16 protein-coding genes are annotated in these 22,998 nt (G+C 72.9%); 9 read left to right on the top strand and 7 right to left on the bottom strand.

Annotation, left to right across the window (positions count from 1 at the left end; genetic code table 11):
• The first annotated feature begins 47 nt into the window (after nt 1-47).
• The 3 genes from BCAV_RS03210 (at nt 48) to BCAV_RS03200 (ending at nt 4,979) form a co-directional block, all read left to right on the top strand.
• Nucleotides 48-1,793, top strand: coding sequence for a cation:proton antiporter (locus BCAV_RS03210; protein ID WP_012725679.1), 1,746 nt, complete (start codon nt 48-50; stop codon nt 1,791-1,793).
• Between the two features lie 101 nt (nt 1,794-1,894).
• Complete coding sequence (locus tag BCAV_RS03205; RefSeq protein WP_012725678.1) at nt 1,895-3,463, top strand: hypothetical protein; 1,569 nt, start codon at nt 1,895-1,897, stop codon at nt 3,461-3,463.
• A 145-nt stretch (nt 3,464-3,608) separates the two neighbouring features.
• Complete coding sequence (locus BCAV_RS03200; protein WP_012725677.1) at nt 3,609-4,979, top strand: MFS transporter; 1,371 nt, start codon at nt 3,609-3,611, stop codon at nt 4,977-4,979.
• Nucleotides 4,980-5,104: 125 nt separating this feature from the next.
• Here the strand turns inward: BCAV_RS03200 and BCAV_RS03195 are convergent, their stop codons facing one another.
• Nucleotides 5,105-7,420: a sodium-translocating pyrophosphatase gene (locus BCAV_RS03195; protein ID WP_012725676.1), complete on the bottom strand. Its 2,316-nt coding sequence runs from the start codon at nt 7,418-7,420 to the stop codon at nt 5,105-5,107.
• Nucleotides 7,421-7,613: 193 nt separating this feature from the next.
• Here BCAV_RS03195 and BCAV_RS03190 point away from each other — a divergent pair, with 193 nt between their 5' ends.
• From BCAV_RS03190 to BCAV_RS03180, 3 genes are all read left to right on the top strand, one after another.
• Nucleotides 7,614-8,189 carry a sigma-70 family RNA polymerase sigma factor gene (locus BCAV_RS03190; RefSeq protein WP_012725675.1) on the top strand — a complete coding sequence of 192 codons (576 nt, stop codon included), beginning with the start codon at nt 7,614-7,616 and terminating at the stop codon, nt 8,187-8,189.
• On the top strand, nt 8,186-9,481 hold the full coding sequence (locus BCAV_RS03185; RefSeq protein WP_012725674.1) for a hypothetical protein: 1,296 nt from the start codon (nt 8,186-8,188) through the stop codon (nt 9,479-9,481). Before BCAV_RS03190 ends, BCAV_RS03185 begins: the two co-directional genes overlap by 4 nt.
• A 70-nt stretch (nt 9,482-9,551) precedes the next feature.
• The gene (locus tag BCAV_RS03180; protein WP_043346488.1) at nt 9,552-10,436 is read left to right on the top strand and encodes a hypothetical protein; all 885 of its coding nucleotides are present in this window, start codon (nt 9,552-9,554) and stop codon (nt 10,434-10,436) included.
• Nucleotides 10,437-10,478: 42 nt separating this feature from the next.
• On the opposite strand, the gene argS is transcribed toward BCAV_RS03180, so the two are convergent.
• Complete coding sequence (gene argS / locus BCAV_RS03175) at nt 10,479-12,218, bottom strand: arginine--tRNA ligase (protein WP_043346487.1); 1,740 nt, start codon at nt 12,216-12,218, stop codon at nt 10,479-10,481.
• Between the two features lie 162 nt (nt 12,219-12,380).
• Between argS and BCAV_RS03170 the strand changes: the two genes are divergently transcribed.
• The gene (locus tag BCAV_RS03170; RefSeq protein WP_012725671.1) at nt 12,381-13,097 is read left to right on the top strand and encodes a DUF5701 family protein; all 717 of its coding nucleotides are present in this window, start codon (nt 12,381-12,383) and stop codon (nt 13,095-13,097) included.
• A gap of 42 nt (nt 13,098-13,139) precedes the next feature.
• On the opposite strand, the gene BCAV_RS03165 is transcribed toward BCAV_RS03170, so the two are convergent.
• A complete protein-coding gene (locus tag BCAV_RS03165) occupies nt 13,140-13,481 on the bottom strand; it encodes an STAS domain-containing protein (protein ID WP_187292844.1) in 342 nt (113 codons plus the stop codon).
• Nucleotides 13,482-13,661: 180 nt separating this feature from the next.
• A complete protein-coding gene (locus tag BCAV_RS21365) occupies nt 13,662-18,107 on the bottom strand; it encodes a carboxypeptidase regulatory-like domain-containing protein (protein ID WP_050761606.1) in 4,446 nt (1,481 codons plus the stop codon).
• 610 nt (nt 18,108-18,717) lie between these two features.
• Here BCAV_RS21365 and BCAV_RS22870 point away from each other — a divergent pair.
• Together BCAV_RS22870 and BCAV_RS03150 are read left to right on the top strand one after the other, a co-directional pair.
• Nucleotides 18,718-18,996: a winged helix-turn-helix domain-containing protein gene (locus BCAV_RS22870; protein ID WP_050761603.1), complete on the top strand. Its 279-nt coding sequence runs from the start codon at nt 18,718-18,720 to the stop codon at nt 18,994-18,996.
• Nucleotides 18,997-19,128: 132 nt separating this feature from the next.
• On the top strand, nt 19,129-21,540 hold the full coding sequence (locus tag BCAV_RS03150; RefSeq protein WP_012725667.1) for a DEAD/DEAH box helicase: 2,412 nt from the start codon (nt 19,129-19,131) through the stop codon (nt 21,538-21,540).
• Nucleotides 21,541-21,784: 244 nt separating this feature from the next.
• On the opposite strand, the gene BCAV_RS03145 is transcribed toward BCAV_RS03150, so the two are convergent.
• From BCAV_RS03145 to BCAV_RS03135, 3 genes are read right to left on the bottom strand one after another with little or no spacing between them, the layout of a single operon-like run.
• Nucleotides 21,785-22,240, bottom strand: a complete 456-nt coding sequence (locus BCAV_RS03145; protein WP_012725666.1) for an Rv3654c family TadE-like protein — start codon at nt 22,238-22,240, stop codon at nt 21,785-21,787.
• A 35-nt stretch (nt 22,241-22,275) separates the two neighbouring features.
• Nucleotides 22,276-22,653, bottom strand: coding sequence for a TadE family type IV pilus minor pilin (locus BCAV_RS03140; protein ID WP_012725665.1), 378 nt, complete (start codon nt 22,651-22,653; stop codon nt 22,276-22,278).
• The gene (locus BCAV_RS03135; protein ID WP_012725664.1) at nt 22,650-22,976 is read right to left on the bottom strand and encodes a DUF4244 domain-containing protein; all 327 of its coding nucleotides are present in this window, start codon (nt 22,974-22,976) and stop codon (nt 22,650-22,652) included. The genes BCAV_RS03140 and BCAV_RS03135 overlap by 4 nt, the downstream gene beginning before the upstream one ends.
• Between the last annotated feature and the right edge of the window lie 22 nt (nt 22,977-22,998).

Raw genomic sequence — 22,998 nt, 5'->3', positions numbered from 1 at the left:
TCGCCACCCTAGACACCGCGGTGACCCGGGGCGGGAGACTGACCGTCATGGAGTTCGCGATCGTCGCCGTCCTCGGCATCCTCGCCATCGTCGCCGTCAACGCGCTCGCGCCGCGCGTCGGGGTCGCAGCACCGCTCGTCCTCATGCTGCTCGGCGTCGCGATCAGCCTGCTGCCGTTCGTCCCTCTGGTCGAGGTCGAACCGGAGTGGATCCTCATGGGCGTCCTGCCGCCGCTGCTGTACTCGGCGTCCGTGTCCATGCCGGCGATGGACTTCCGGCGTGACTTCCGGGCGATCTCCGGGCTCTCCGTGCTGCTCGTGGTCATCACGGCCGTGCTGCTCGGCTGGCTGTTCTCCGTGCTCATCCCGGACATCAACCTCGCCACGGGCATCGCGCTCGGCGCGATCGTCAGCCCCACCGACGCCGTCGCGACGAGCATCGTCAAGCGGCTCGGGGCGCCGACGCGCGTCGTGACGATCCTCGAGGGCGAGAGCCTGCTCAACGACGCCTCGGCCCTGGTTCTCCTGCGGTCCGCGATCGCGGCGACGGCCACGGCGGTGTCGCTGTGGGGCGTCGTGGGCGACTTCCTGTTCGCCGTCGTCGTGGCCGTGGCGATCGGCGGCGTCGTCGGCATCCTCAACCTGCGGGCGCGCAAGGCGATCCGCCAGGCGACGCTCAACACGGCGATCTCGTTCGTGGTCCCGTTCGTCGCGTACGTCCCCGCCGAGGAGCTGGGCGCGTCAGGGCTGGTCGCGGCCGTCACGGCGGGTCTCGTCACCGGCTGGGGCAGCACCCGCTACCTGCGTCCGCAGGACCGCCTCGCCCAGACCGAGAACTGGCGCACCATCGAGCTCGTCCTCGAGGGCGCGGTCTTCCTCGTCATGGGCCTGGAGGTCGTCGACATCGTCACCGACGTCACGGAGAGCCACGGGAGCGTCGCGCTCGCCGTCGGGATCGCGGCACTGACGATCCTCGGGCTCGTCGTCATCCGCGCGGCGTTCCTCGCACCGCTGCTGCGCTCGCTCGGCAGACGCGCCGATCGGGCCGCAACGGTCCGTGCGGCGATGGCGGACAACCAGCAGCGGTGGGAGGACGCCGCCGCGGCCGACCCCGAGCGGGTGCGCAAGGTGGCGGAACGCTTCGGGCAGGACGCGTACGAGCGCCGTCGCGCGCGCTTCACGCTGGCATTCACACGGCGCATCGCCGACGTCGACTACCTGGCCTCAGCGCGCCTCGGGTGGCGCGAGGGCGGCCTGCTCGTGTGGGCAGGGATGCGCGGCGTGGTCACGCTCGCCGCGGCCCAGACGCTGCCTCGCGACACCCCGGCCCGGTCGCTGCTGGTGCTCGTGGCGTTCCTCGTGGCGGGGGGTTCCCTGCTCGTCCAGGGCGGCACGCTGCCGTGGCTGGTCCGCCGGCTGGGGCTCACGAGCACGGACACCACGGAGAGCGACGACGAGCGGCAGCGCCTGCAGGTCGCCCTCGCCGACGCCGCTACCGGCGCGCTCGACCGCCTGACGACCGACGACGGCGGCACGTACGACGCCGGGGTCGTGGCGCAGGTGCGGCTCGAGTCGACCTTCGGCATCGGCGAGGAGACCGAGGAGGAGTCCGCCGGGCCTACCTCACGCTTCGCGCAGTACCGCAGCCTCCGGGTGAAGGTCATCGAGGCGCAGCGTGCCGAGCTCCTCCACCTGCGCGCCGTCGGCACCTACGACTCCACAGCCCTCACGCGCGCGCTCGAGGTTCTCGACGCCGACCAGATCCGGCTCGAGCTCGACGGCGAGCCCGCGTAGGACGCGGCCGGGGGAACGGATGTCGCACTGCCTCTAGACCCTGCATTTCGGTAGCCCCTATCTTGTGAAAGGAATCGCCCATATCTCTGCAGGGAGTCTCCATGGTCGCGCCAGTCCTGTCCCGCCGTTCCGCTCTCACCCTCGGTCTCGGCGCCAGCGCCGCGATCGCCACCCTCCCCGCGACCGGTGTCGGGCGCGCACACGCCGCCGGCGCACCGCGTGACTACACCTCCCGCGGCGTCTTCGACTCCTACGACGAGTTCTTCCACGCCGGCGACATCAACGGCCAGCCCGACCAGGAGAACGCCAACGAGACCGGCGGCTACGCCTGGGCCCAGTCGTACGTGCTCGACGGGTTCGCCGCGATGTACCGCGCGTACGGCGATCCGGTCTACCTGGACCGCATGGTCACGAACATCGACCTGATCCTCGAGCGGACGGACGCGGCGCGAGGTGTCACCGACTACCGCGGCGAGTCGCTGCCCGCGTGGCGCGCGATGGGTCCGTACACGGTGGGCTCGGCGCCGCTGCTCGACGACGCCGGCGACGTCGCGTTCGAGTACCGCACGTCCCGCGGCCCGGCCGACGTGACGAGTGTCGAGGTCCGGCACGAGGCGGACGGCCTCTTCGCGCTCGTCGTGCGCAACTCCGCGCGCGGCACGACCGACGAGTTCACCGGGCTGTCAGCCGACCCCGCGAGCGCTCGGTACGCCGTCGCCGTCGTCTACGACGCGTTCGGGACCGCGGCGAACAACAGCACGCTGCACGACCTCGGCACCGGCGCGCGCCCCGCAGCCGGCGTCTACGCCGCGACGGCGCTGCCCGCGATCTTCGCCGTGCACACCGGGATGGTCACGGCGCCGATCGCGGCCTTCGTCGGGATCGTCCGGGGCGAGGGGCGCCTGCAGCGCCGGTACGGGGGTCGCGTCGCGCGCTACCTGCGCGCCGTCGAGGCCGCCGTCGCCGTGCACGACCACGAGTGGGTCGACCTCGGCGCGGGCCGCGGCACGTACCGGTGGCCGAAGGGGATGACGGTCCCCTACGACGGCAACGACCAGCCCGTGAACCAGAGCCTCGGCCTCGGCCGGACCTTGTGCGAGCTCGCGCACCTCACGCGCCGCCGTCGCTACGCCGACCGGGTCCGGGCGCTCGCGAAGCTCCTCCGGTCGGAGATCTGGACGGAGGACGGCGCCGCCCAGTGGCACTACTGGCCCTCCACCGCGAGCATCTTCTCCGGGTACGCCGCCACTGGGGACCCGGCGAGCGACGTGTCGCTGCACAACCCGAGCTACGGCACGCCCGGCAACGGCGCCGACCAGATCGAGGACACGAGCCACGGCGCCATCAGCGTCCAGTTCGCGGCGGCCGCGCACCGGTACCGGCTCGGGATCGGAGAAGCGGACCTGCGCGCGCTGGCGCGGACGTTCACGCACAAGCTCGCCACGACGGGCGCCGATGGGCTGGCCACCGTGTTCACGCGCGTCAATGGCACCGGGGTCGCGCCGTCGGGCCAGTACCTGCAGGCGCCCCGGTGGATCGACGCCGCCGAGTGGGACCCGGCCGTGTTCGAGCACGCGCTCGCCATCTACTCGGACCACCAGCCCGAACCGGGGCTCGGCTCGGGCCTCGCCTCCATCGGCAACCTCAACTGGTTCGCCGCCACGCACTGAGCTGCCCGCACGACGTGCCCGGCACTGGCCGCGGCCGGGCACGTCGTGGTCTCAGCGCGCGCTGGGGTGACAGGCGCCGCCGTCGAGCCGGTGAACGCGGGACGAACTCCCCCGCCCGGCGCCTCTCAGGGCCTACCGTGCACCCGTGAGCCACGACGACGCGCTGCCCGCTCCCACCGAGCACCTCCCCGCCGCGCCAGGTGCTGCGGGAGCGCCGGCACCCCGGCGCCAGGTCGTCGCCTGGGGGTTCTGGGACTGGGGCCAGCAGGCGTTCCAGACGATCATCCTCACGTTCGTCTTCTCCGTGTACCTGACGACGGCGGTCGCGGAACAGGTGAACGACTCCGACACCCGCGGCACCCAGGCGCTCTCCAACGCACAGACGATCGCCGGCGTCGCCATCGCCCTGCTGTGCCCGCTCATGGGGGTGCTCGCGGACCGCTACGGCCGACGACGGCGCCTCCTCGCGATCGCGACGCTCGCCCTGGTCGCGTGCATGGTCGCGATGTTCTTCGTGCGACCGGACCAGCAGTACCTCGTGCTGGGCGTGACCCTCGTGGCTCTGGCGTCCGTGTTCTCCGAGATCGCCGGCGTGTTCTACAACGGGATGCTGCTGCAGATCGCGACGCCGACGACGTTCGGTCGGGTCTCGGGGATGGCGTGGGGCCTCGGATATCTGGGCGGGCTCGTGTCGCTCGTGATCTGCCTGTTCGCGTTCGTGCTGCCCGACGTCGGGCTGTTCGGCGTCACCACCGACGACGGCCTCGCGATCCGGGCCGTCGCCCTGTTCAGCGCGGTCTGGTGCCTGGTGTTCTGCCTGCCGCTGCTCGTCCTCGGCCCGGACACACCCGCCGGCGAGGGCTCGCGCGGCAGCCTCAACCCGGTCACCGCCTACCGCGACATCGGTCTGCGCATCGCGCACATGTGGCGGAACGAGCGCGGGCTCCTGCACTTCCTCGTTGCGTCCGCCGTGTACCGCGACGGGCTCGGCGCCGTCTTCGCCTTCGCCGGCGTGCTGGCGGCGTCCGCGTACGGATTCAGCACGACCGAGGTCATCTACCTCGGCATCGCGGCGAACCTCGGTGCCGGTGTCGGCACGTGGATAGCGGGCCGGATCGACGACGCCGTCGGCCCCCGCCGCCTCATCGTCACCTCGCTGACGGCGATCGTCGTGCTCGGCGCCGTCGTGGCGACGTCGCCGTCGCCCGTCGTGTTCTGGGTCTGCGGGATCGGGATCTCGCTCTTCGTGGGTCCGGTGCAGTCGGCGTCCCGGTCGCTCCTCGCGCGCATCACGCCCTTCGGGCACGAGAACGAGAACTTCGGGCTGTACGCGACGGCGGGGCGCGCCGTGTCGTTCCTCGCGCCGGCGGCGTTCGCGCTCGCGATCGCGCTGTTCGGGTTCAACCGCGCGGGGATCATCGGCATCGTGGCGGTGCTCCTGATCGGGCTGCTGCTGTTCCTCCCGCTGCGCGTGCCCGCGAACGTGCACCTCGCGTCGACCGACGCGCCCAGATAGCACCAGCCCGGAACCTCCCAGCCTGACGCGTCGAGGTAGTACCGAGCGGGTGAGGTAGTAGGTCCGACCTACCACCTCACCCGCTCGGTACTACCTCGGCGTCGAGACGCGCGCCCCGGAGCGCCCTACTGCTGGGCGTCGGCGGTGACCCGCTCCTCCTCGGCCCGGGCGGCGTTCGCGTCGTCGGTGCGGGTCGCACGCAGCCGGGACATCACGATCGCGCCACCGGCGATGAGCGCGGCGACGACGGCGATGCCCACGCGGAGAGCGTGGTTCGCGTCGGCCGGCACGCTCATCGCGACGACGGCCGGAGCGACGAGCAGCGCGACGAGGTTCATCACCTTGAGCAGCGGGTTGATCGCCGGGCCGGCGGTGTCCTTGAACGGGTCGCCGACGGTGTCGCCGATCACGACGGCCTCGTGCGCCGGCGATCCCTTGCCTCCGTGGGTCCCGTCCTCGACGATCTTCTTCGCGTTGTCCCACGCACCACCGGAGTTCGCGAGGAACACCGCCATGAGCACTCCGGCGCCGATCGCACCCGCGAGGAATCCGGCGAGCGGCCCCACCCCGAGGCCGAAGCCGACGGCGATCGGCGCGAAGGCCGCGAGCAGGCCCGGAGTCGCGAGCTCGCGCAGCGAGTCGCGCGTGCAGATGTCGACGACCTTGCCGTACTCGGGCCGCGTCTGGCCGGTCATGATGCCCGGCATCTCGCGGAACTGACGTCGCACCTCGAGCACGATCGCCCCCGCGGCCCGCGTGACGGCGTCGACCGCCAGGCCCGAGAACAGGAACACCGTCGCCGCCCCGAGGATCACGCCGACCAGCGTGATCGGCGAGATGATCTGGTAGTTCATCATCGCGGCGACGAGCGCGTCGTCAGCGCCAGCGACCCGGTCGCCGACCTCCGCCAGCGAGATGCTGACGGCGTCCGCGTAGGAGCCGAACAGCGCCGTCGCGGCGAGCACTGCCGTCGCGATCGCGATGCCCTTCGTGATGGCCTTCGTGGTGTTCCCGACGGCGTCGAGGTCCGTGAGGATCTTCGCGCCCTCCTCGCCGACGTCGCCGGACATCTCCGCAATGCCCTGCGCGTTGTCGCTGACCGGGCCGAACGTGTCCATCGCCACGATGACGCCGACAGTCGTCAGCAGCCCGCACCCGGCGAGCGCGATGAGGAACAGCGACAGCCAGATCGAGCCGCCTGCGATGAGGAAGACGCCGCAGATCGCCGCCGCGATGATGCCGGCCGTGTACACGGCGGACTCGAAGCCGACGCCGACGCCGGACAGGACGACCGTCGCCGCGCCGGTCCGTGACGTCGCCGCCACGTGGCGCGTGGGCCGCGTCGTCGTCCCGGTGAAGTACCCGGTGATCCACAGGATGATGCCGGCGAGGACGACGCCGATCGCGACGGCGAGCGCCGCCGCCAGGCGCGGGTCCACCGTCACGTCGCCGAGATCGGCGGTGCCGCCGAGGCCCTCGAAGCTCGACGGCAGGTAGGTGAAGGCCGCGACGGCGGCGAGCACGACGCCGGCGAGGGCCGAGATGTAGAAGCCGCGGTAGATCGCACGCAGACCGTTCTCGTTCCCCCGCACCCGCGTGGTCCACACGCCGAGCACCGCGACGAGCGCACCGACCGCCGTCACGAGCAGCGGGAAGATGAGGCCCTGCTCGCCCATCACGGCCTTGCCGAGAATGAGCGCGGCGACCAGCGTCACGGCGTAGGACTCGAACAGGTCGGCCGCCATACCGGCGCAGTCACCCACGTTGTCGCCGACGTTGTCGGCGATCGTCGCGGCGTTACGGGGGTCGTCCTCCGGGATGCCCTGCTCGACCTTCCCGACCAGGTCCGCCCCGACGTCGGCCGCCTTCGTGAAGATGCCGCCGCCGACCCGCATGAACATCGCGAGCAGGGCCGCGCCGAAGCCGAATCCTTCGAGCACCGCGGGTGCGTCCCCGCGGTACACCAGCACCACACCCGCCGCCCCGAGCAGCCCGAGCCCGACGACCGACATGCCGACCACGCCGCCCGTCCGGAACGCCAGACGCGCCCCGACGGCCCGGCCGTCCGGGTGCTGCGCGGCGGCCGCGACGCGCACGTTCGCGCGCACCGCCAGCGACATCCCGAGGTACCCGATGGCCGCCGAGAAGGCCGCCCCGAACAGGAAGGCGACGCTGCGGCCGATCTTGATGCCGCCGTCGCCCGGCAGCAGGAACAGCAGACCGAAGACGACGACGGCGAAGATCGCCAACGTGCGGAACTGGCGGTTGAGGTACGCGGACGCCCCCTCCTGCACCGCGCGCGCGATGTCCTGCATGGCGGTGGTGCCCTCACCGGCCACCAGGACTTGGCGCCGCAGGACCGCCGCGACGACCAGGGAAGCGAGCGCGACCACCGCGATGACGCCCACGATGATCAGACTCGTGGTCCCAAGCTCCAGCATTCGTCCTCCTTGACGGGCGCCGCTGGTCGAGCGACGCCTGGCCCCTGCCCGGTGACCTCGTCGCCGCCGGGACGGGGTGAGTCTAGCCAGAGTCCAGGGTGGGAATCCTCCCCCCAACGGTTCGCCTGGTTCGAGCGTGCTTCTTCGTGAAAGGTGATCACCACCGACCGAGCAGCAGGAGAGGGGCAGCTCCATGGCGAGCTGGGAGGAGGCGCTCACGACTGTCGTGAGCGAGCGGGGTGCGCGGCTGCTGCGCACCGCGTACTTGTTGTGCGGCGACCGCTCCGGTGCCGAGGACCTGGTCCAGGACGCGCTCGTGAAGACGTTCGCCCGCCGCCGCACGACGCCGAGGCTGCGGATCGACGCGGCGGGGACACGCGACGTCGTCGCCCTCGGTGAGGCGGAGTCGTACGTCCGGCGCGCGATCCTCACGCTCTACCTCGACGAGGCGCGCCGTTCGGGCCGCTGGCGAAAGGTGCGCCACCTCGTCGCGGCCCAGGAGCAGACCGCCGGGCACGAGTCGCGCGTGACCGGGCGGGTCGACGTGGAGCGCGCCCTCGCGGTGCTCGCCCCGCGCGAACGCGCGTGCGTGATCCTGCGCTTCTACGACGACCTCACGGTGCCCCAGGTCGCCCGCGAGCTCGGGCTCGCGGAGGGCACGGTGAAGCGGTACCTCAGCGACGCGTCGGCGACGCTCGCCGGTCAGCTCGACCCCGGCGGCGCGGACGTCCGACGACGACCGGCCCGCGAGACAGGAGGATCGAGATGAGTGACGAGTTCCGTGATCTCGCCCGCGAGCTGCACGACGCCGCGGACCGCGCCCCCGTCGACCCCGACGCGTTGGCGGCTGCGCTTCCCGCGATGCGCCGCGAGGTGCGCCGTCGTCGGACGGTGCGCGGCCTGGGCGTGGCCGGCGTGAGCGTCGCCGCCGTCGCCGTCCTCGCCGTCGCCGCGACCGCGCTGCCCGGGCTGTTCGACGACGACGCGCCGGTCCCGCCCGCGACGCCGTCGCCCACGCAGAGCCCGACGGACGGGCCGACCCAGGCGCCGACGGACGAGCCGACCGGCGAACCGACGGGCGAGGCGATCGTCGGGTCCGAGCCCGTCCAGCCTGTGTGCGGCGAACCGTTCGCGTTGCCGGACCGGCCCTCGCAGCTCGCCCTCGAGGCGTCCTTCCCCGAGCCGGTCGCGTTCCCCGCCGACCCGGCGGGCCTCGGGACCCGCCTGGGCGCCGTCGTCGAGCTGACGAACCGGGGCGAGGCCTGGATCGACGAGACGACGCCGTACGAGGCGCAGCTCGTCGTCGTCGGCCTCGATGGCGCCGTCGTCGCCGCGTACGAGGACCCGGACATCGGCTACGGCGAGGGCACGTCGGCGCTGGCCGTGGCGCCCGGTGACACGTTCGAGCTCTCGGCGTCGCTGCTGCTCGACTTCGCGTGCGGCGAGACCGCACCGACCGACGCGACGCTGCCGCCCGGCGAGTACGAGGTGTACGGCCTGCTTCCCGCCCAGGGCGACGGCGACCTGCAGGGCCAGGGCGGCCCGTGGCCCCTGACGGTGGTGGACGGTCAGCAGCCGGAGGAGTGGCCGACGCCGGAGCGGTCCGGTCAGCCGGAGGGTGCCGTGCCGTGGACGTACGAGTGCGGCGCCGCCTGGGAGCCGCCGGCGATCACCACCGGGTTCACGCTCGAGGCGGAGCAGCCGATCCGGTCGCCCCGGCCGGCGACCGACCACCTGGAAGGGTTCTGGTCACTGACCACGACCCAGGAGCTGCGCGGACCGACGGTCTTCGGGCAGGTCGTCCTGGTGCAGGACGGGCGGGCCGTCAGCGAGCCGCTCCCCGGTGGTGACGCCGTCACCGTGCCGTTCGCCTCCCCCGACGGCGCGTTCTCGCTCCTGGCGGCCGGCAACCTCGTCGGCTGCGACGGCAGCTCCCTTCCGCCCGGCGGGTACGAGGTGCACGTCGTCGCGCTGCTCATCCCGGGTGACGCGCAGGACGGCGAGGGCGAGCACCTCGTCGCGGTCGCCGTCAGCGACGTGGAGTCCGTCACGATCGAGTAGCCGATCTTGCATCTCGCGCTCGATTCGCGTAGGGAAGAGGGGCGGTCACGACAGGAGAAGGGGGAGAGCCATGATGACTGCTGCGCGCCGACGGGCGCTCCTCGCGACCACGACGGTCCTTCTCGTCCTGCCCGTCGTGGGCGCCTGCGCGGCCCGGCAGGAGCTCCCCGCCGACCCGCCGATCGCGGATCCGGGGTATCCGTCCTCCCAGACGCCGTCGGCCGAGCCGACCTCGACGCCGCTGCCGACCGCCCCGGTCTCGCCCCCGCCGTCGAGCACCGACCCGACCGACCCGCCGGCCGAGCCGTCGGCGTCCCCGTCGCCCGAGCCCACACCGGACGATGAGCCCACCACGCCCGAGCCGGAGCCCACGCGGACGCCGGAGGCGGTCGCGTTCGTCCCCGAGTGCGGCGCCGAGCTCGAGGCGCCCCGGACGCTGGGCGAGCTGCGGATCGACCTGGCGTCGGACGTGCCCACCACGATCGGGCCGGAGGACTGGTTCGCGACCACCGCGACAGCCACGAATCTCACGGACGCCACGATCCCGGACGTGCGCCTGTTCACGTCGGTGACGATCGCGCAGGACGGCGTCGTCGTCGGACGTTGGCTGGGCGGCTCCGAGGCACCGGTGGCGGCCGACCTGGCGTCCGGCGAGCAGGTCGAGCTCTCCGTCGAGCACTCCTTCGCGCAGACGTGCGAGGGGGCGACCGCCGGCCCGGCACCCACCGACAGCACGCCGGCCGAGGCGCTCGGCACCGAGGACCCGACGCAGGAGCACACCCCGAGCGACTCGCCGACGGCGGAGACTCCCGCGCCGGACCGCCTCCCGGCCGGCGAGTACACCGTGCTGGTGGCCCTGCACGTCGTCGTCGACGGCGGCGACCCGCTCGACCCGCTCGCCCCGCCCAGCGTGCTCGCGACGGCCGGGCCGGTCGACGTCGTCGTCACCGACTGACGCGCGCCCGTCGCTCGCCCGGCGCCCGCCCGCGGGCGGGACTCACATCCGCTCGGGAGCCGCGATCCCGAGCAGGTCGAGCCCCTCGACGAGCGTCCCCAGGACGGCGGCAGTGAGCGCCAGCCGTGACGCGCGCAGCTCGTCGGTCGGGGCCGTGAGCACCGGGCACGCGTCGTAGAACGCCGTGAACGCCTGCGCGAGCTCGAAGAGGTACGTGCACAGGCGGTGCGGCGCCAGCAGGGCAGCGACGTCGCCGACGACGGCTCCGAAGTCGAGGAGCGCCAGCCCGAGCGCGCGTTCCGCCGGCTCACCGAGGACGACGGCGCCCCGCGCGTCGGCGGGATCGAGCCCCGCCTTCCGGAAGATCGAGTAGATGCGCGCCGCGGCGTACTGCAGGTACGGCCCGGTGTTGCCGTTCAGCGCGAGCATCCGGTCGAAGTCGAAGACGTACTCGGTGTCGTGCGCCACGGACAGGTCCGCGTACTTGACGGCTCCGATGCCGACCTGACGCGCGATCGCCGACCGCTCGTCGTCGTCGAGATCCCCGCGTGCCGCATCGACGACGGCGCCCGCGCGCTCGACCGCCTCCTCGAGCAGCGCCATGAGTCGGATGGGCGCCCCGGACCGCGTCTTGAGGATCTTGCCGTCGGCGCCGAGCACGTTGCCGATCTGCACGTGCACCGGCTCCGTGTCGCCGAGCCAGCCGGCGAGCCGCGCCACCTCGAAGATCATCGACAGGTGCAGGTGCTGCGGCGCGCCGACGACGTACAGGATGCGGTCGGCGTGCAGGTCCTGCGCCCGGTGCTTGATCGTGGCGAGGTCGGTGGTCGCGTAGCCGTAGCCGCCGTCGGACTTGCGGATGATGAGGGGCAGGGGCGTCCCGTCCCGCCCGGTGAACCCGGGCGGGAACACGCACAGCGCGCCCTGGCTCACGACGGCGAGCCCCTTCGCCTCGAGCTCGTCGCAGATCCCCTCGAGCATGGGGTCGTACGTGCTCTCGCCGGCGAGGTGCTCGTCGCGGAGCGTCACGTCGAGCGTCGTGTAGATGCGGTTGAAGTAGTGCTTGGACAGCTCGATCATGCGGCGCCAGATCGCGAGGGTCGCCTCGTCGCCGCCCTGCAGCGCGACCACCCGGGCGCGCGAACGGGTCGCGAAGTCGCCCTCCTCGGCGTCGAACTTCGCCCGCGCCGCCTGGTAGAACGTGTTCGGGTCGGTCTCGAGGAGGCGCGCGGCGTCCGAGTCCTCCCCCACCTCGAGCAGGTGCTCGATGAGCATCCCGAACGGGGTGCCCCAGTCGCCGATGTGGTTCTGCCGCACGACCCGGTGCCCGAGGGCCTCGAGCGTGCGGGCGAGGGCGTCGCCGACGACGGTCGTGCGCAGGTGCCCGACGTGCATCTCCTTCGCGACGTTCGGCGCGGAGTAGTCGATCGGGACGACCTGCGGCTCCGGTGTCGGCAACCCGCGGCGGGGGTCGCCGGCCTGGGCGCCCACCTGCGCGGCGATCCAGTCGTCGCGCAGCGTGATGTTGAGGAAGCCCGGTCCCGAGACCTCGACCTTCGCGGCGACATCGGCGAAGGCGCCGTCGGCGTCGAGCGCCGCGACCAGCCGGGTGGCGACGTCCCGCGGCGGTGCGCCGACCTGCTTCGCGAGGGCGAGCGCGGCGTTCACCTGCACGTCAGCGAACTGGGAGGGCCGCAGCACCGGGTCCACGTCGCGCAGGCCGAACGCCGCCTCGATGGCGGCGGAGACGCGGGGACCCAGGATGGCGGCGGGATCGAACATGCGCCAACGGTACCCACGCTCGGGCGAGGTCCCGGCATCCATTGTCGGCAGCCCTGGCGCGACGCGTCGCCAACGCCCGGGAACAACTCGGCGCAGCGGTGCGTTCTGATTCCCGTACGCCGTACCGTCGGCGTCGTCCCCGCCCCCTCGGAGAGGATCCGCGTGCGCGCCACCATCGCCCGCCCCACCACCGTCCCCGCCCCGCACGAGGGCGTCCCGTTCGACGGCGCGGTGGAGCTCGAGCGCCAGGTCTCCCGCCTGCTCGACCTCGGCTACCCGGAGCTGCTCGGCGTCGACGAGGCGACCTTCCGCACTCGTCTCGAGCCGCTCCGGTCGCACGCTCGCGACCTCGGCGAGCGCACCGCCTGGGACGCCGACGCCGTCGGCCGCGACGACGCGATCCCGTTCGTCCTCGTCCTCCCCGGGATCCCGGCGGATGCCGCCGCCCGCCGGATGGAGCTCGCCGGCCGCGCCGGGACCAGCATGCTCACCGAGGAGGAGTGGGCGGGGTTCGTGCCGCGTCCGGACGTCGCGCTGCCGCGGGACGACGACGGCGAGCGGTCGTTCGCGTACCTGCTCACCGACATCGACACGGGTTCCGACCTCCGCGACGTCACACCGGAGGACGCGGTGCGCGCCATCCAGGCGCGGGACCGCTCGCCGCTGACCGTCGCGGAGGGGATCGCCGTCGTGACGCAACGCCCCGACATGCTGCGCCGCAACCGGTGCTACTCGCTGGCCGGCTCACGCCGGGGCGACCAGCGCGTCCCGGCCGTGTGGATCAGCGGGGAGCGCGCCCCGAAGCTCGGCTGGTGCTGGGACCGCAACCCGCACACGTGGTTGGGGACGGCGTCGGCGCAAGAGCGCCGCGCGGCCTGAGCGCGCGAGGGGCGGTCCGGGCCACGAACCTCTCGCGGAGGGTCAGGCGGAGGCGGGCGCCGCGGCGTGCACGGCGTCGTCGAGCGCGCTGTGCACCGCCAGCACGGCGTCGAGCCCGGTGAGGGCGATGACCGAGGTGATCTTCCCCTCGGGGGCGCACACGTGGAGGCGGCCGCCGCGCGAGGCCAGCTGACGGTGGGCCGTGACGAGGACCCCGAGGCCCGTGGAGTCGATGAACGCCACCCCGCTGAGGTCGACGACGACGCCGGTCGTGCCGCGCGCCAGGGCCTTCTCCAGCTCCTCGCGCAGGACGGGTCCCGTGTACACGTCGACCTCGCCCGTGACCGAGACGACCGGCACCCCCGACCGGTCGGTTCCCGCCACCGTCAGCTCCATGTTTCCCCCACGATCTCGCGTGCCCACAGCATGACAGAATCCCTCGGCCCTGTGGCCCGATGCCTTGCGTCCGGCGGCTCGTCGCCGTCCGGGGACGACGACGGCCGGGCCCCCGGGGGATGGGGCCCGGCCGCGCCTCGCGAGGGTGCACCCTCGCGGTCAACTCACCTACAGGTCACCGCGCTCCGTCACCCGGACCGTGTTGACGATCGGGAAGTCGTAGCTGCGGCGGTTGAGGAACTGCACCTCGAGGTCGCCCCCGGAGTGCTCGACCTGCAGGACGTGCTGGTCCGCGTACAGACCGCCGACCTCCTCCGCCACGTCGTGAGCGACGATCTGGTAGTCGCCGTTCACGAGGACGTCGAAGAGCCGGTCACGCTCCGGGAAGTTGCGGTTGAACTCGGCGAAGCCGAGGTCGATCGCGTACGTCCCGGCCGGAACGTCCTCGAAGACGTACGAGAAGACGCCGGAGCGGCGCGACTGGAAGAGCGTGTCCTCAGTCGTCCCACCGATCGCCCGGGTGGTCGTCGAGACCTCCGAGCGCTGCCCGACCCAGCCCCACGTCGCACTGCCCGTGAGCTGCTGGTCGGCCGACCACGTGAACTCGCCGGCGTCCGTGTACTCCCCGCCGCCCGCGTTGACGCCGACCTGGTAGGCCGACACCACGAGGGTGACCGGGACGGAGATCGTCGAGACGCGTCCGGCGTTCGTCTGCACGAGGATGTTCGCCCCGTACACACCCGGCTCGAGCCCCGTCGTGTCGACGGTGACGTCGAGCGTGCGCTCGCCGCCCACCGGGACCCGACCCTCGGTCGGGTCCACCGACAGCCACGGCACGTCGGAGACGTTCGGGACGCCGACGTCCACCAGGTAGACGTCGCCCGTGAGCTGGTTGGCGGCCCACAGAGCGCCCGTCGCGTCGAGCTCGAGCCCGGCACCCGGACCCTGGTCGTCACCCGGGTAGTCGACGGTCGAGACCGTCGAGCAGTCCTCCGGCACGAGCTGGTAGAAGACGGTCGTCAACGAGCTCGGGACCATCCACAGCGTGCCGGACGTCGGGTTGTACGCGAGGCCCGCCACTGACGGGTCCTCGGGCACGCAGACGTTCAGCTGCGCTCCCGGCGTGTCGTGCGACAGGCCGGCCACCGTGAAGATGGCGTCGGAGTTCCACCCACCGATGTAGAAGACGTCGTCGGTCGGGTTGTACGCGAGGCCACGCTGTGACGTGGCGTCCCAGTCCTCCCCGCCCGTGATGACGGTCGTCTCCGCACCCGTGGCCGGGTCGAAGCAGTGGATGCCGTTGTCGCCACCCACGTTGACCTGGCACATGTCCCCGGTGCTCGAGTCGAGCGCCATGTCGCCCGGCCACGTGCCGCCCCAGTCGGCCGGGTAGGAGCCGAGCTCCACACCGTCCGGGGTGAACTGCGTGTTGGTGATGTCCTCGGGATCCGAGACCCAGACGTCGCCCGTGTAGCCGACACCCCACGCCACCGTCAGTCCGGTGTTCCACTGGGCGAGGACGTCGCCGGCCGCGTCCGGTTCGAAGGACGGAGCGGAGAACGCCTCGAGCTGCTCGGAGGTGTACTCGCCGAGCGCCGTCCGGGCGTTCGGGTCGACGGCGTCTGCCGCCTCCGCCCGCTCGGCCACCAAGGCGTTCGCCTCGGCGAGCGACGTCGCACCGGCCGGCACCTGCTCGTTCGCGAGCGTCGACGCCGACAGCGCCGGGGCCGGAGCCTCGGAGCTGACGTTTCGCGGAACCTCACCGATGGTGAAGTCCAGCGGCGTCGAGCCGGAGTTGCCGATCGTGAGCTCCGCCGTCCTCGACTGGCCCTCGGTGAGGATCCACTCGAACGACGCCGGGTCGACGTTCGCGATACCCGTGCGCAGCTTCGGCGAGAAGGTGATCTGCTCCTCCTCGACGTCGATGACGACGTCGCGCGTGACGGTGCGGTACCCGTCAGCCTCGATCGTCACCGTGTACGCACCGAAGAACAGCAGCCCGTCGTACCGGCCCTCGGCGTCGGTCTCCAGGACCACCGGCTCGCCGCCGTCGTCGGGGGTCGCCGTCACCGTGGCGCCCGCGATCGGCAGGGAGTCGTTGTAGTCCTTCACGACGCCGCTGATGTGGCCGTGGTCGGGCAGACCGTACGAGACCGTGAGGCCCGGGGTCACGCTGCCGGCGGTGTTGTGCGTGAACACGTGCGCGATGGTGCCGTCCGCGTTCTCGATGCCGATCGTGGCCGAGCTGCCGCCCGCCCGCGCGTCGTCAGCCGTCACGTCGCCGAACCCGATGGTCACGTCGCCGCTCTCGGTGATCGTGATGGAGAAGCTGAGCCGCCCCGTCTGGGCCGTGCCCCAGATCTTCACGTTCCGGTACTCGACGACGAACGCCTGCTCGCCGTCGATCTCCGTCGCCGCCGTGTAGACGCCCGCCTCGGCGTCCACGTCCAGGTCGTCCCAGAACGCGTAGATCGCCGCGTTCGGGGCCGCCGGCCGCGGGAGCACCGCGTTGGCACCCGTCGTCACCGGAGCGAGGAAGTTGAGGTTCCCGTTCGTGGAGACGTGGGCCTGCGAATACCGGTCGCCGTAGAACTCGACGTCGAACGGCAGGTCCACGGTCGTGGCCACGTCGTCCCCGGTCAGGTCCAGGAGCGTGTCGCCCTGGCGGTAGCCGTCGGTACCGAGCGTGCAGTAGTACCCGAACGCGTCGGACACCGCGGCGAGCGCGACGTCGAACGTCTCGGCGCCGTCGACCGTCACGGCTGCGGCGTACGGCTCGGCGCACGCCCCAGCGGTCACGGACAGCGTGTACTCGCCCGCCGGGACGTCGGCGAACGCGTACGTGCCGTCCGCTGCCGTCGTGACGTCGGCTATCGGTGCGCCGAGGCTCACCGTCGCGCCGCCCACCGGGTCGCCCGTCACGGAGTTCGTGACGGTGCCGGTGACTGCGAACGTCGCGGCCGGCGTGAGCGCGATCGTGACCGTGGCGGTCTCGCCCGGCACGACAGTCGCCGTCGCGGTGCCCGGGGAGAACCCGAACGCCGTGGCGGTCAGGGTGTAGTCGCCTGGCACGACGCCGAGGGAGAAGGCACCCGCCTCGTCAGTGGTGATGTCGCGCTCCGTCGGACCCGCGACGTTCACCGCGGCGCCCGCGACCGGCGCGCCGGCCTCGTCCGTCACCGTGCCCGCGAGCGTGCCCGAGTCACCGACCGGGGCCGCCTGCAGCAGCGCCAGGGCGTCGAGCTTGCCCTCGCCCCACACGTTGTTGTCGTCCGCCGTGCCACCGCAGGTGAGGTCCTCGACGTCGACAGCCGTCTCGTCGAGCAGCGCCCACGTTCCACGGATATCACCGACGAGCGACGGCGCCGCGCTCCACAGCAGCGCGATCGCACCAGCGAGGTGCGGCGCCGCCATCGAGGTGCCGTCGCCGTTGCCGTACGCACCGCCCGGGAGCGAGGAGCGCACCGCGACGCCGGGAGCGGCGATGTTCGGCTTGATCGTGCCGTCCTGTCCGGGGCCGCGCGCCGAGAACGACGCGATGCTGCCGTTCTGGGCGAACGCGCCCACCGAGTACGTGATCGTCCGGCTTCCTGGCGACCCGCTCGTCTCACACGCCGGGCCGCTGTTGCCGTTCGACCAGGAGCCGAAGATCCCCGCCGCCTCCCAGTCGGTGATGATCGCCTCCATGAACGGGTCGTTCGACGGGAAGCGCGAACCCCAGGAGTTGTTGATGATGTGGGGCCGCTTGGTCGGGTCGCCGCTGTCGTCGTCGCCGCCGATGGGCCGGGGCGCGAGCATCCACTGACCGGCCTCCATCAGGTCGGCGTCGGAGCACGTGGAGCACCCGTTCGCCGCGATCCACTCCGCACCGGGAGCGACCCCGATCTCGTTCGCGCCGCCGTCGGACCCGATCATCGTGCCCATCGTGTGGGAACCATGACCGTCCGTGTCGCACGGACCGACGTCACAGGCGGCCGACGTGTCCAGCCAGTTGTAGTCGTGCGTGAACGTGCCGTCGCCGTTGTTGCCGCGGTAGTGGCTGACGAGCGCCGGGTGCGTGTAGTCGACGCCGGAGTCGATGTTCGCGACCACGATGCCCTCACCCGTGGTGCCGTAGGTGGCCCAGACGTCGTCGGCGTTGATCGCCTGGATCCCCCACTCGACCGCTTGCGGACCCATGGTGGTGTCCGGCGTCATCACCGGCTCCTCCAGCGGGTAGACGGTCGTCTGCCGAATCTCGAGCACCTCGGGGCTCGCCGCCAGGCTCTGCGCCAGGTCCAGCGTGCCACCCTTCACGAGGATCGCGTTCGCAACCCAGTACGGGACGTAGGACGCGTCCGCGGCGTCGAGCGCCGCGATCGTGCCCGCCTGGGACGCGGCCGCCGTCTCCCTCAGCGCCTCGTACACGGCGATGCCGCGCGCGTCCCAGTCGTCGACGGACGAGGCTGCGTCGAGGTCCGCCCGGTCCGCGAAACGGACCCAGAAGTCGGCGGTCTCGGACTCCTCGAGGACCTGCAGGGCCTCGGCTGTGAATTTCTCGTCCGCCGTGGCGGGTACCACGGGGGTCGGTTCCGCGAGCGCAGGGACGGCGCCGACGGCGAGCGTCGCGACCAATCCTGCTACCGCGGAGGCAGCTATCACCAGTCTCCTGGCGACCAACACGGGTGTGCGCACTGTGCCTCCTGGTCGGTGTGCCCGAACCGGAGCGCCGGGCACCGCGAACGCCCCCAGGTGAGGGGACGTGCTCACCGTGGCGGCTGTATCACATCGTGGACAAGGACGGCGGAAGGTCAGGTCACGGTCAGGTCACTGGCGGCTCTCGGGCAGTTCACGGTCGGTTTCCGGGCCGTTCGAGGTCGGGTTCCGGGCGCCTCGGAAGCCGCGCTCGCGGTTTCTGACGGATGCGCCCCCCTTGACGCGACACCCCGCGAACGTCAAGGATTCCGCTACTGCACCCGGGGGAGGTGGGCAGTACATGTCCATAGACGTCGCGGACACCGACAGGGGCTATGTGCTCTGCGTCGGGCTTCCGCTCGAAGCCTGTAGCGAGGTCGCCCGCCTGATGGGGAATCAGGCGGTCGTGGTCGCAGCTGCAGACACCGACGGGGCGAGGGCGCTCCTGGGTGGTGATCGGGTGGAGTGGTCGCATGCTGGGGTTGCGGCCGCCCCTCCCGATCCACCGCCACGGAAGCCCAGTCGCGTCGGCGCGCTGCAGCGTGGACCGTTGCGAGTCGATCTCGGCACGCGTGAGGTCACGATCGCCGGACGGCGCGTGCACCTGTCCACGCGCGAGTTCGACCTGCTGGTCGCGCTCGCGTCCGAGATGGACCGGGTCTGGTCGTTCGCGGAGCTCACGGTGCACGTGTGGCACACGGGGTACCTCGGCGATCCCGACACGGTGACGTCGGCGGTGAAGCGGCTGCGCAAGCGGTTGGCCGCCGTCGGGGGTCTCGAGGTCGCGTCGGTCAGGGGGATCGGGTACCGACTGCTCGTGCCGAGCTGAACCGCACGTCGTCGGACCCTCCGCCGAGTGCGTGATCTCTCGCGCCCGCCACCGGCGTGTCGCGAGAGAACCCATGCACTCGGCGGACGAGCGCCGGACACCGGCGTCGCTGCCCGGTGCGACGATGGGCGCATGACGCGTCCGGACACCCTGTCGGTGCTCCTGACGTCCGCGGCGCGGCGCACGAGCCTCGTGCACCTCGAGGAACGGGAGCCCCGTCCGGGGTCGACCGCGGCGTGGCCGGACTGGGCGGACGCGGAGCTGGTGACCGCGTACGTGCGGCTGGGCGTGGAGCGTCCGTGGGTGCACCAGGTGGAGGCCGCCGACGCCGCGTGGTCCGGCACCCACACGGTGCTCGCGACGTCGACGGGGTCCGGCAAGTCCCTGGCCGCGTGGCTGCCGGCGCTGACCGCCGTCCGCCGCCCGCCCGAGCAGCCCGGCCGGATCTCGTCGCTGCGCCGTCGGGCCGCCGTGCTGTACCTCGCGCCGACCAAGGCGCTCGCGGCGGACCAGCGGCACGGGCTCGAACGCCTCCTGGCAGCCGGGGAGCTGCGCGACGTCCGGGTCGCGACGTGCGACGGCGACACCCCGCTCGACGAGCGGGACTGGGCTCGCGACCACGCCGACGTCGTGCTGTCGAACCCGGACTTCCTCCACTTCTCGATGCTGCCCGGCCACCGCCGATGGGATCGGCTGCTGCGCGGGCTGCGGTACGTCGTCGTCGACGAGTGCCACGCGTACCGCGGCGTGTTCGGTGCGCACGTCTCGCTCGTCCTGCGCCGGCTGCTGCGGCTCGCGGAGGCCGCGGGGGCGGCCCCGACTGTCGTCATGGCGTCGGCGACCACGGGCGACCCGGGGGCCACGGCGGCGCGGCTCATCGGCGTCGCACCCGATCGGGTGCACGCGGTCACGCGGGACGCCTCGCCGCAGGGTCGGCGACGCATCGCCCTGTGGGAGCCGCCGCCCACCCGGGAGACCGGCGCGGCGCCGGCCCCGGTCTCGGTGGAGGAGGGCGGCGACGCCGCGGACGCCGGAGTGCTCGAAGGGGACTTCCCCAGGCGCAGCGCGCTCGCGGAGACGGCGGACCTCCTCGCGGATCTCGTGCGTGGACGACGGCGCACGCTCGCGTTCGTGAGGTCGCGGATCGGCGCCGAGGTGGTGGCCACGGAAGCGCTCGACCACCTGGGCGACGCCGTCGCCGGAGCACGCCGGCCGCCGGTCGCCGCCTACCGCGGGGGCTATCTCCCGGAGGAACGCCGCGATCTCGAGGCCGACCTGCGCACGGGTGACCTGCTGGCGCTCGCGACGACGAACGCCCTGGAGCTCGGGGTGGACGTCGCAGGGCTGGACGCGGTGCTGATGGCGGGCTGGCCCGGTACGCGGGTCTCGTTCTGGCAGCAGTCGGGCCGGGCCGGGCGTGCCGGCGCCGAAGGGCTGGCCGTGCTCGTCGCGAGCGAGAACCCGCTCGACACGTATCTCGTGCATCACCCGGAGGCGATCTTCGACGAGCAGGTCGAGGCGACCAGCTTCGACCCGACGAATCCGTACGTGCTCGCGCCGCACCTGTGTGCGGCGGCAGCCGAGCGGCCGTTGACCGACGTCGACCTCGAGCGGTTCGGGCTGCCGGACGCGAGCCTCCTCGACGAGCTCGAGCGCCGTGCCCTGCTGCGCCGGCGACCGACCGGCTGGTACTGGAACCACGCCCTCGTCGACCCGCCGAGCCGGCTCACGGACCTGCGTGGCAGCGGGGGGCAGGCGCCGGTCCAGGTCGTCGAGGACGGCACGGGCAGGCTGCTGGGCACCGTCGACGGGTCGCGTGCGGACGCCACGGTGCACGCCGGCGCCGTGTACGTGCACCAGGGCCGGACGTTCGAGGTGCTCGGCCTGGCCGACGACGTCGCACTCGTCACCGCGCAGCACGTCACGTACCGCACACGGTCCCGATCCACGACCCATGTGCGCGTCGCCGCCGAGCTGCGGACGACGTCGTGGGGACCCGTGACGTGGGGGTACGGGCAGCTCGAAGTGAGCTCGCAGGTGCTGGGGTACGACCGTCGGCGGCTGCCCGGGATGGAGATCATCGGGTCGTACCCGCTCGAGCTGCCGGTCCGTACGTTCGCGACGACCGGTGTCTGGTGGACGGCACCCCTCGACGCCCTGCGCGAGGCAGGGCTGGACGTCGGCGACGTCCCCGGCGCCCTGCACGCCGCGGAGCATGCGGCGATCGGCATGCTGCCGCTGCTCGCGACGTGCGACAGGTGGGACATCGGCGGACTCTCGACGGCGCTCCACGAGGACACCGGGCAGCCGACGGTGTTCGTGTACGACGGGTACCCGGGCGGCGCCGGGTTCGCCGAGCGGGGGTATGGGATCGCCGACCGGTGGATCTCCGCGACCGCCGATGCCATCGCGGCGTGTGCGTGCGTCACCGGGTGCCCGCGCTGCGTGTTCTCGCCGAAGTGCGGCAACGGCAACTCGCCCATCGACAAGGCGGGTGCGCTGCGCGTGCTCGACTATCTGCGCGCGCGGGCCGCGGGCGCCTGACGACGGCCCGCTGCGTTGCGGTCCGCCTCCGGGTGCGGGGCGTCGCCGGCGAGCACATACCGGACGTTCGAGCACGCACCTCCGCGCTACGAGCTCGAGCGCCAGGCACGTGCTCGGCGCGAGGGTCACCGGCAGGACCGACCGGCCCGGCGCGAGGGTCACCCGCCGGCACGCCCGGCGCGAGGGTCACCCGGCCGGCACGCCTGGCGCGAGGATCACCCGGGCGACACGCCTGGCGCGAGGATCACCCGGCAGGACCGACCGGCCCTGCCCGCGCGGACGCCTCGGCGACCATCGGGCCGTCCGCGCCGCGCGTGACACTGACGGGCACCGCCGTCGTCACGTCCAGGACTCCACCGGTGACGGAGCACGACGTGAGCTCGGCCGCGTGTGCACGTGCGACGGCGTCGGCGACGGCGCACGGGTCACCGCTCGCCCACGGGTCGTTCGCGACGCGGGCGGCCGCGAGCGCGGCGAGGTCCGCGGCCGTCTGCGCGGTTCCGCGCGCCCGCGCCACGGCGCCGAGCAGTGCGACGGCGACGAGCAGGACCGCCAGCGCGCCGACGAGACCCAGCACCAGCACGGTCGCCGAGCCGCGATCCCGGTCCCGACTCCCCGCCCGAGCCCCGAGGTGCCCGTCCGCGGCGAGGTCCGCGCCCGGGTCGCAGTCGCCGGCGGGCCCCCGGTCACGACCACACACACGACCACCGACACGACGACCACCCTCCCGAGAACTCACGGCGGCTCCCCCGGCTCGATCCACGCCCTGGCCGTCGCCGACACGGTCACCGACCAGCTCGGCACTCCCGTCGTGACCTCGCGCTCGACGGTGACGACCACCCACTCGCCGTCGCGAGCGACGGTCACCCCGGCGCTCGGACCTCCCAGCTCGAGCGCCACCGCCCGGACGCGTGCGTCGTCGTCGCCGATCGCCGCCGCCCGAGCCGCCGCGCGGGCGGCGTCCTGACAGCGCACCTGCGTCAGCCCGGCGGACGCCGCGAGCAGGACCGCCACGAGAATCACGACCAGCGCGGGCAGCGCGACGGCGAGCTCCGCCGTCACGCTGCCGCGCTCCTCGTCCCCGCGCTCGCGCCGCGGGGAGCTCTCGCTCATACGGACAGGGCGTCGCGGATGATCGACAGCAACATCTCGCGGACCTCGCCGCTGCGCAGGATCACGAGCAGCAGGCCGGCGAACGCGACTGCCGCGAGCGTGGCGATCGCGTACTCCGCCGTCGCCATCCCCGCCTCCGCGCTCGCCACGACCAGGCGGCGCCGCGCCCGCCCCATCGCCACGACCCGGCCCAGCGCGGCGACCGGCCCCTCTGCCGCCCGCGTCAGGACGCACCTGACGACCCGTGCGGCAGTGAGCCACACGCGCGCCACTGCCGAGACCACCTCCCGCGACCCGGTGGACCTCTTCGACTCCTTCGACATCTTCCCTCCCGTTGTTCGAGCC

Source organism: Beutenbergia cavernae DSM 12333, from assembly GCF_000023105.1.
Classification (GTDB): domain Bacteria; phylum Actinomycetota; class Actinomycetes; order Actinomycetales; family Beutenbergiaceae; genus Beutenbergia; species Beutenbergia cavernae.
The sequence above is the reverse complement of the archived record's forward strand: the minus strand, read 5'-3'. Positions and strand labels throughout refer to the sequence as shown.

Coding starts and splice junctions, on each gene's coding strand:
- BCAV_RS03210 (WP_012725679.1), top strand. CDS start 48: ATGGAGTTCGCGATCGTCGCCGTCCTCGGCATCCTCGCCATCGTCGCC.
- BCAV_RS03205 (WP_012725678.1), top strand. CDS start 1,895: ATGGTCGCGCCAGTCCTGTCCCGCCGTTCCGCTCTCACCCTCGGTCTC.
- BCAV_RS03195 (WP_012725676.1), bottom strand. CDS start 7,420: ATGCTGGAGCTTGGGACCACGAGTCTGATCATCGTGGGCGTCATCGCG.
- BCAV_RS03190 (WP_012725675.1), top strand. CDS start 7,614: ATGGCGAGCTGGGAGGAGGCGCTCACGACTGTCGTGAGCGAGCGGGGT.
- BCAV_RS03185 (WP_012725674.1), top strand. CDS start 8,186: ATGAGTGACGAGTTCCGTGATCTCGCCCGCGAGCTGCACGACGCCGCG.
- BCAV_RS03180 (WP_043346488.1), top strand. CDS start 9,552: ATGATGACTGCTGCGCGCCGACGGGCGCTCCTCGCGACCACGACGGTC.
- argS (WP_043346487.1), bottom strand. CDS start 12,218: ATGTTCGATCCCGCCGCCATCCTGGGTCCCCGCGTCTCCGCCGCCATC.
- BCAV_RS03150 (WP_012725667.1), top strand. CDS start 19,129: ATGACGCGTCCGGACACCCTGTCGGTGCTCCTGACGTCCGCGGCGCGG.
- BCAV_RS03140 (WP_012725665.1), bottom strand. CDS start 22,653: ATGAGCGAGAGCTCCCCGCGGCGCGAGCGCGGGGACGAGGAGCGCGGC.
- BCAV_RS03135 (WP_012725664.1), bottom strand. CDS start 22,976: ATGTCGAAGGAGTCGAAGAGGTCCACCGGGTCGCGGGAGGTGGTCTCG.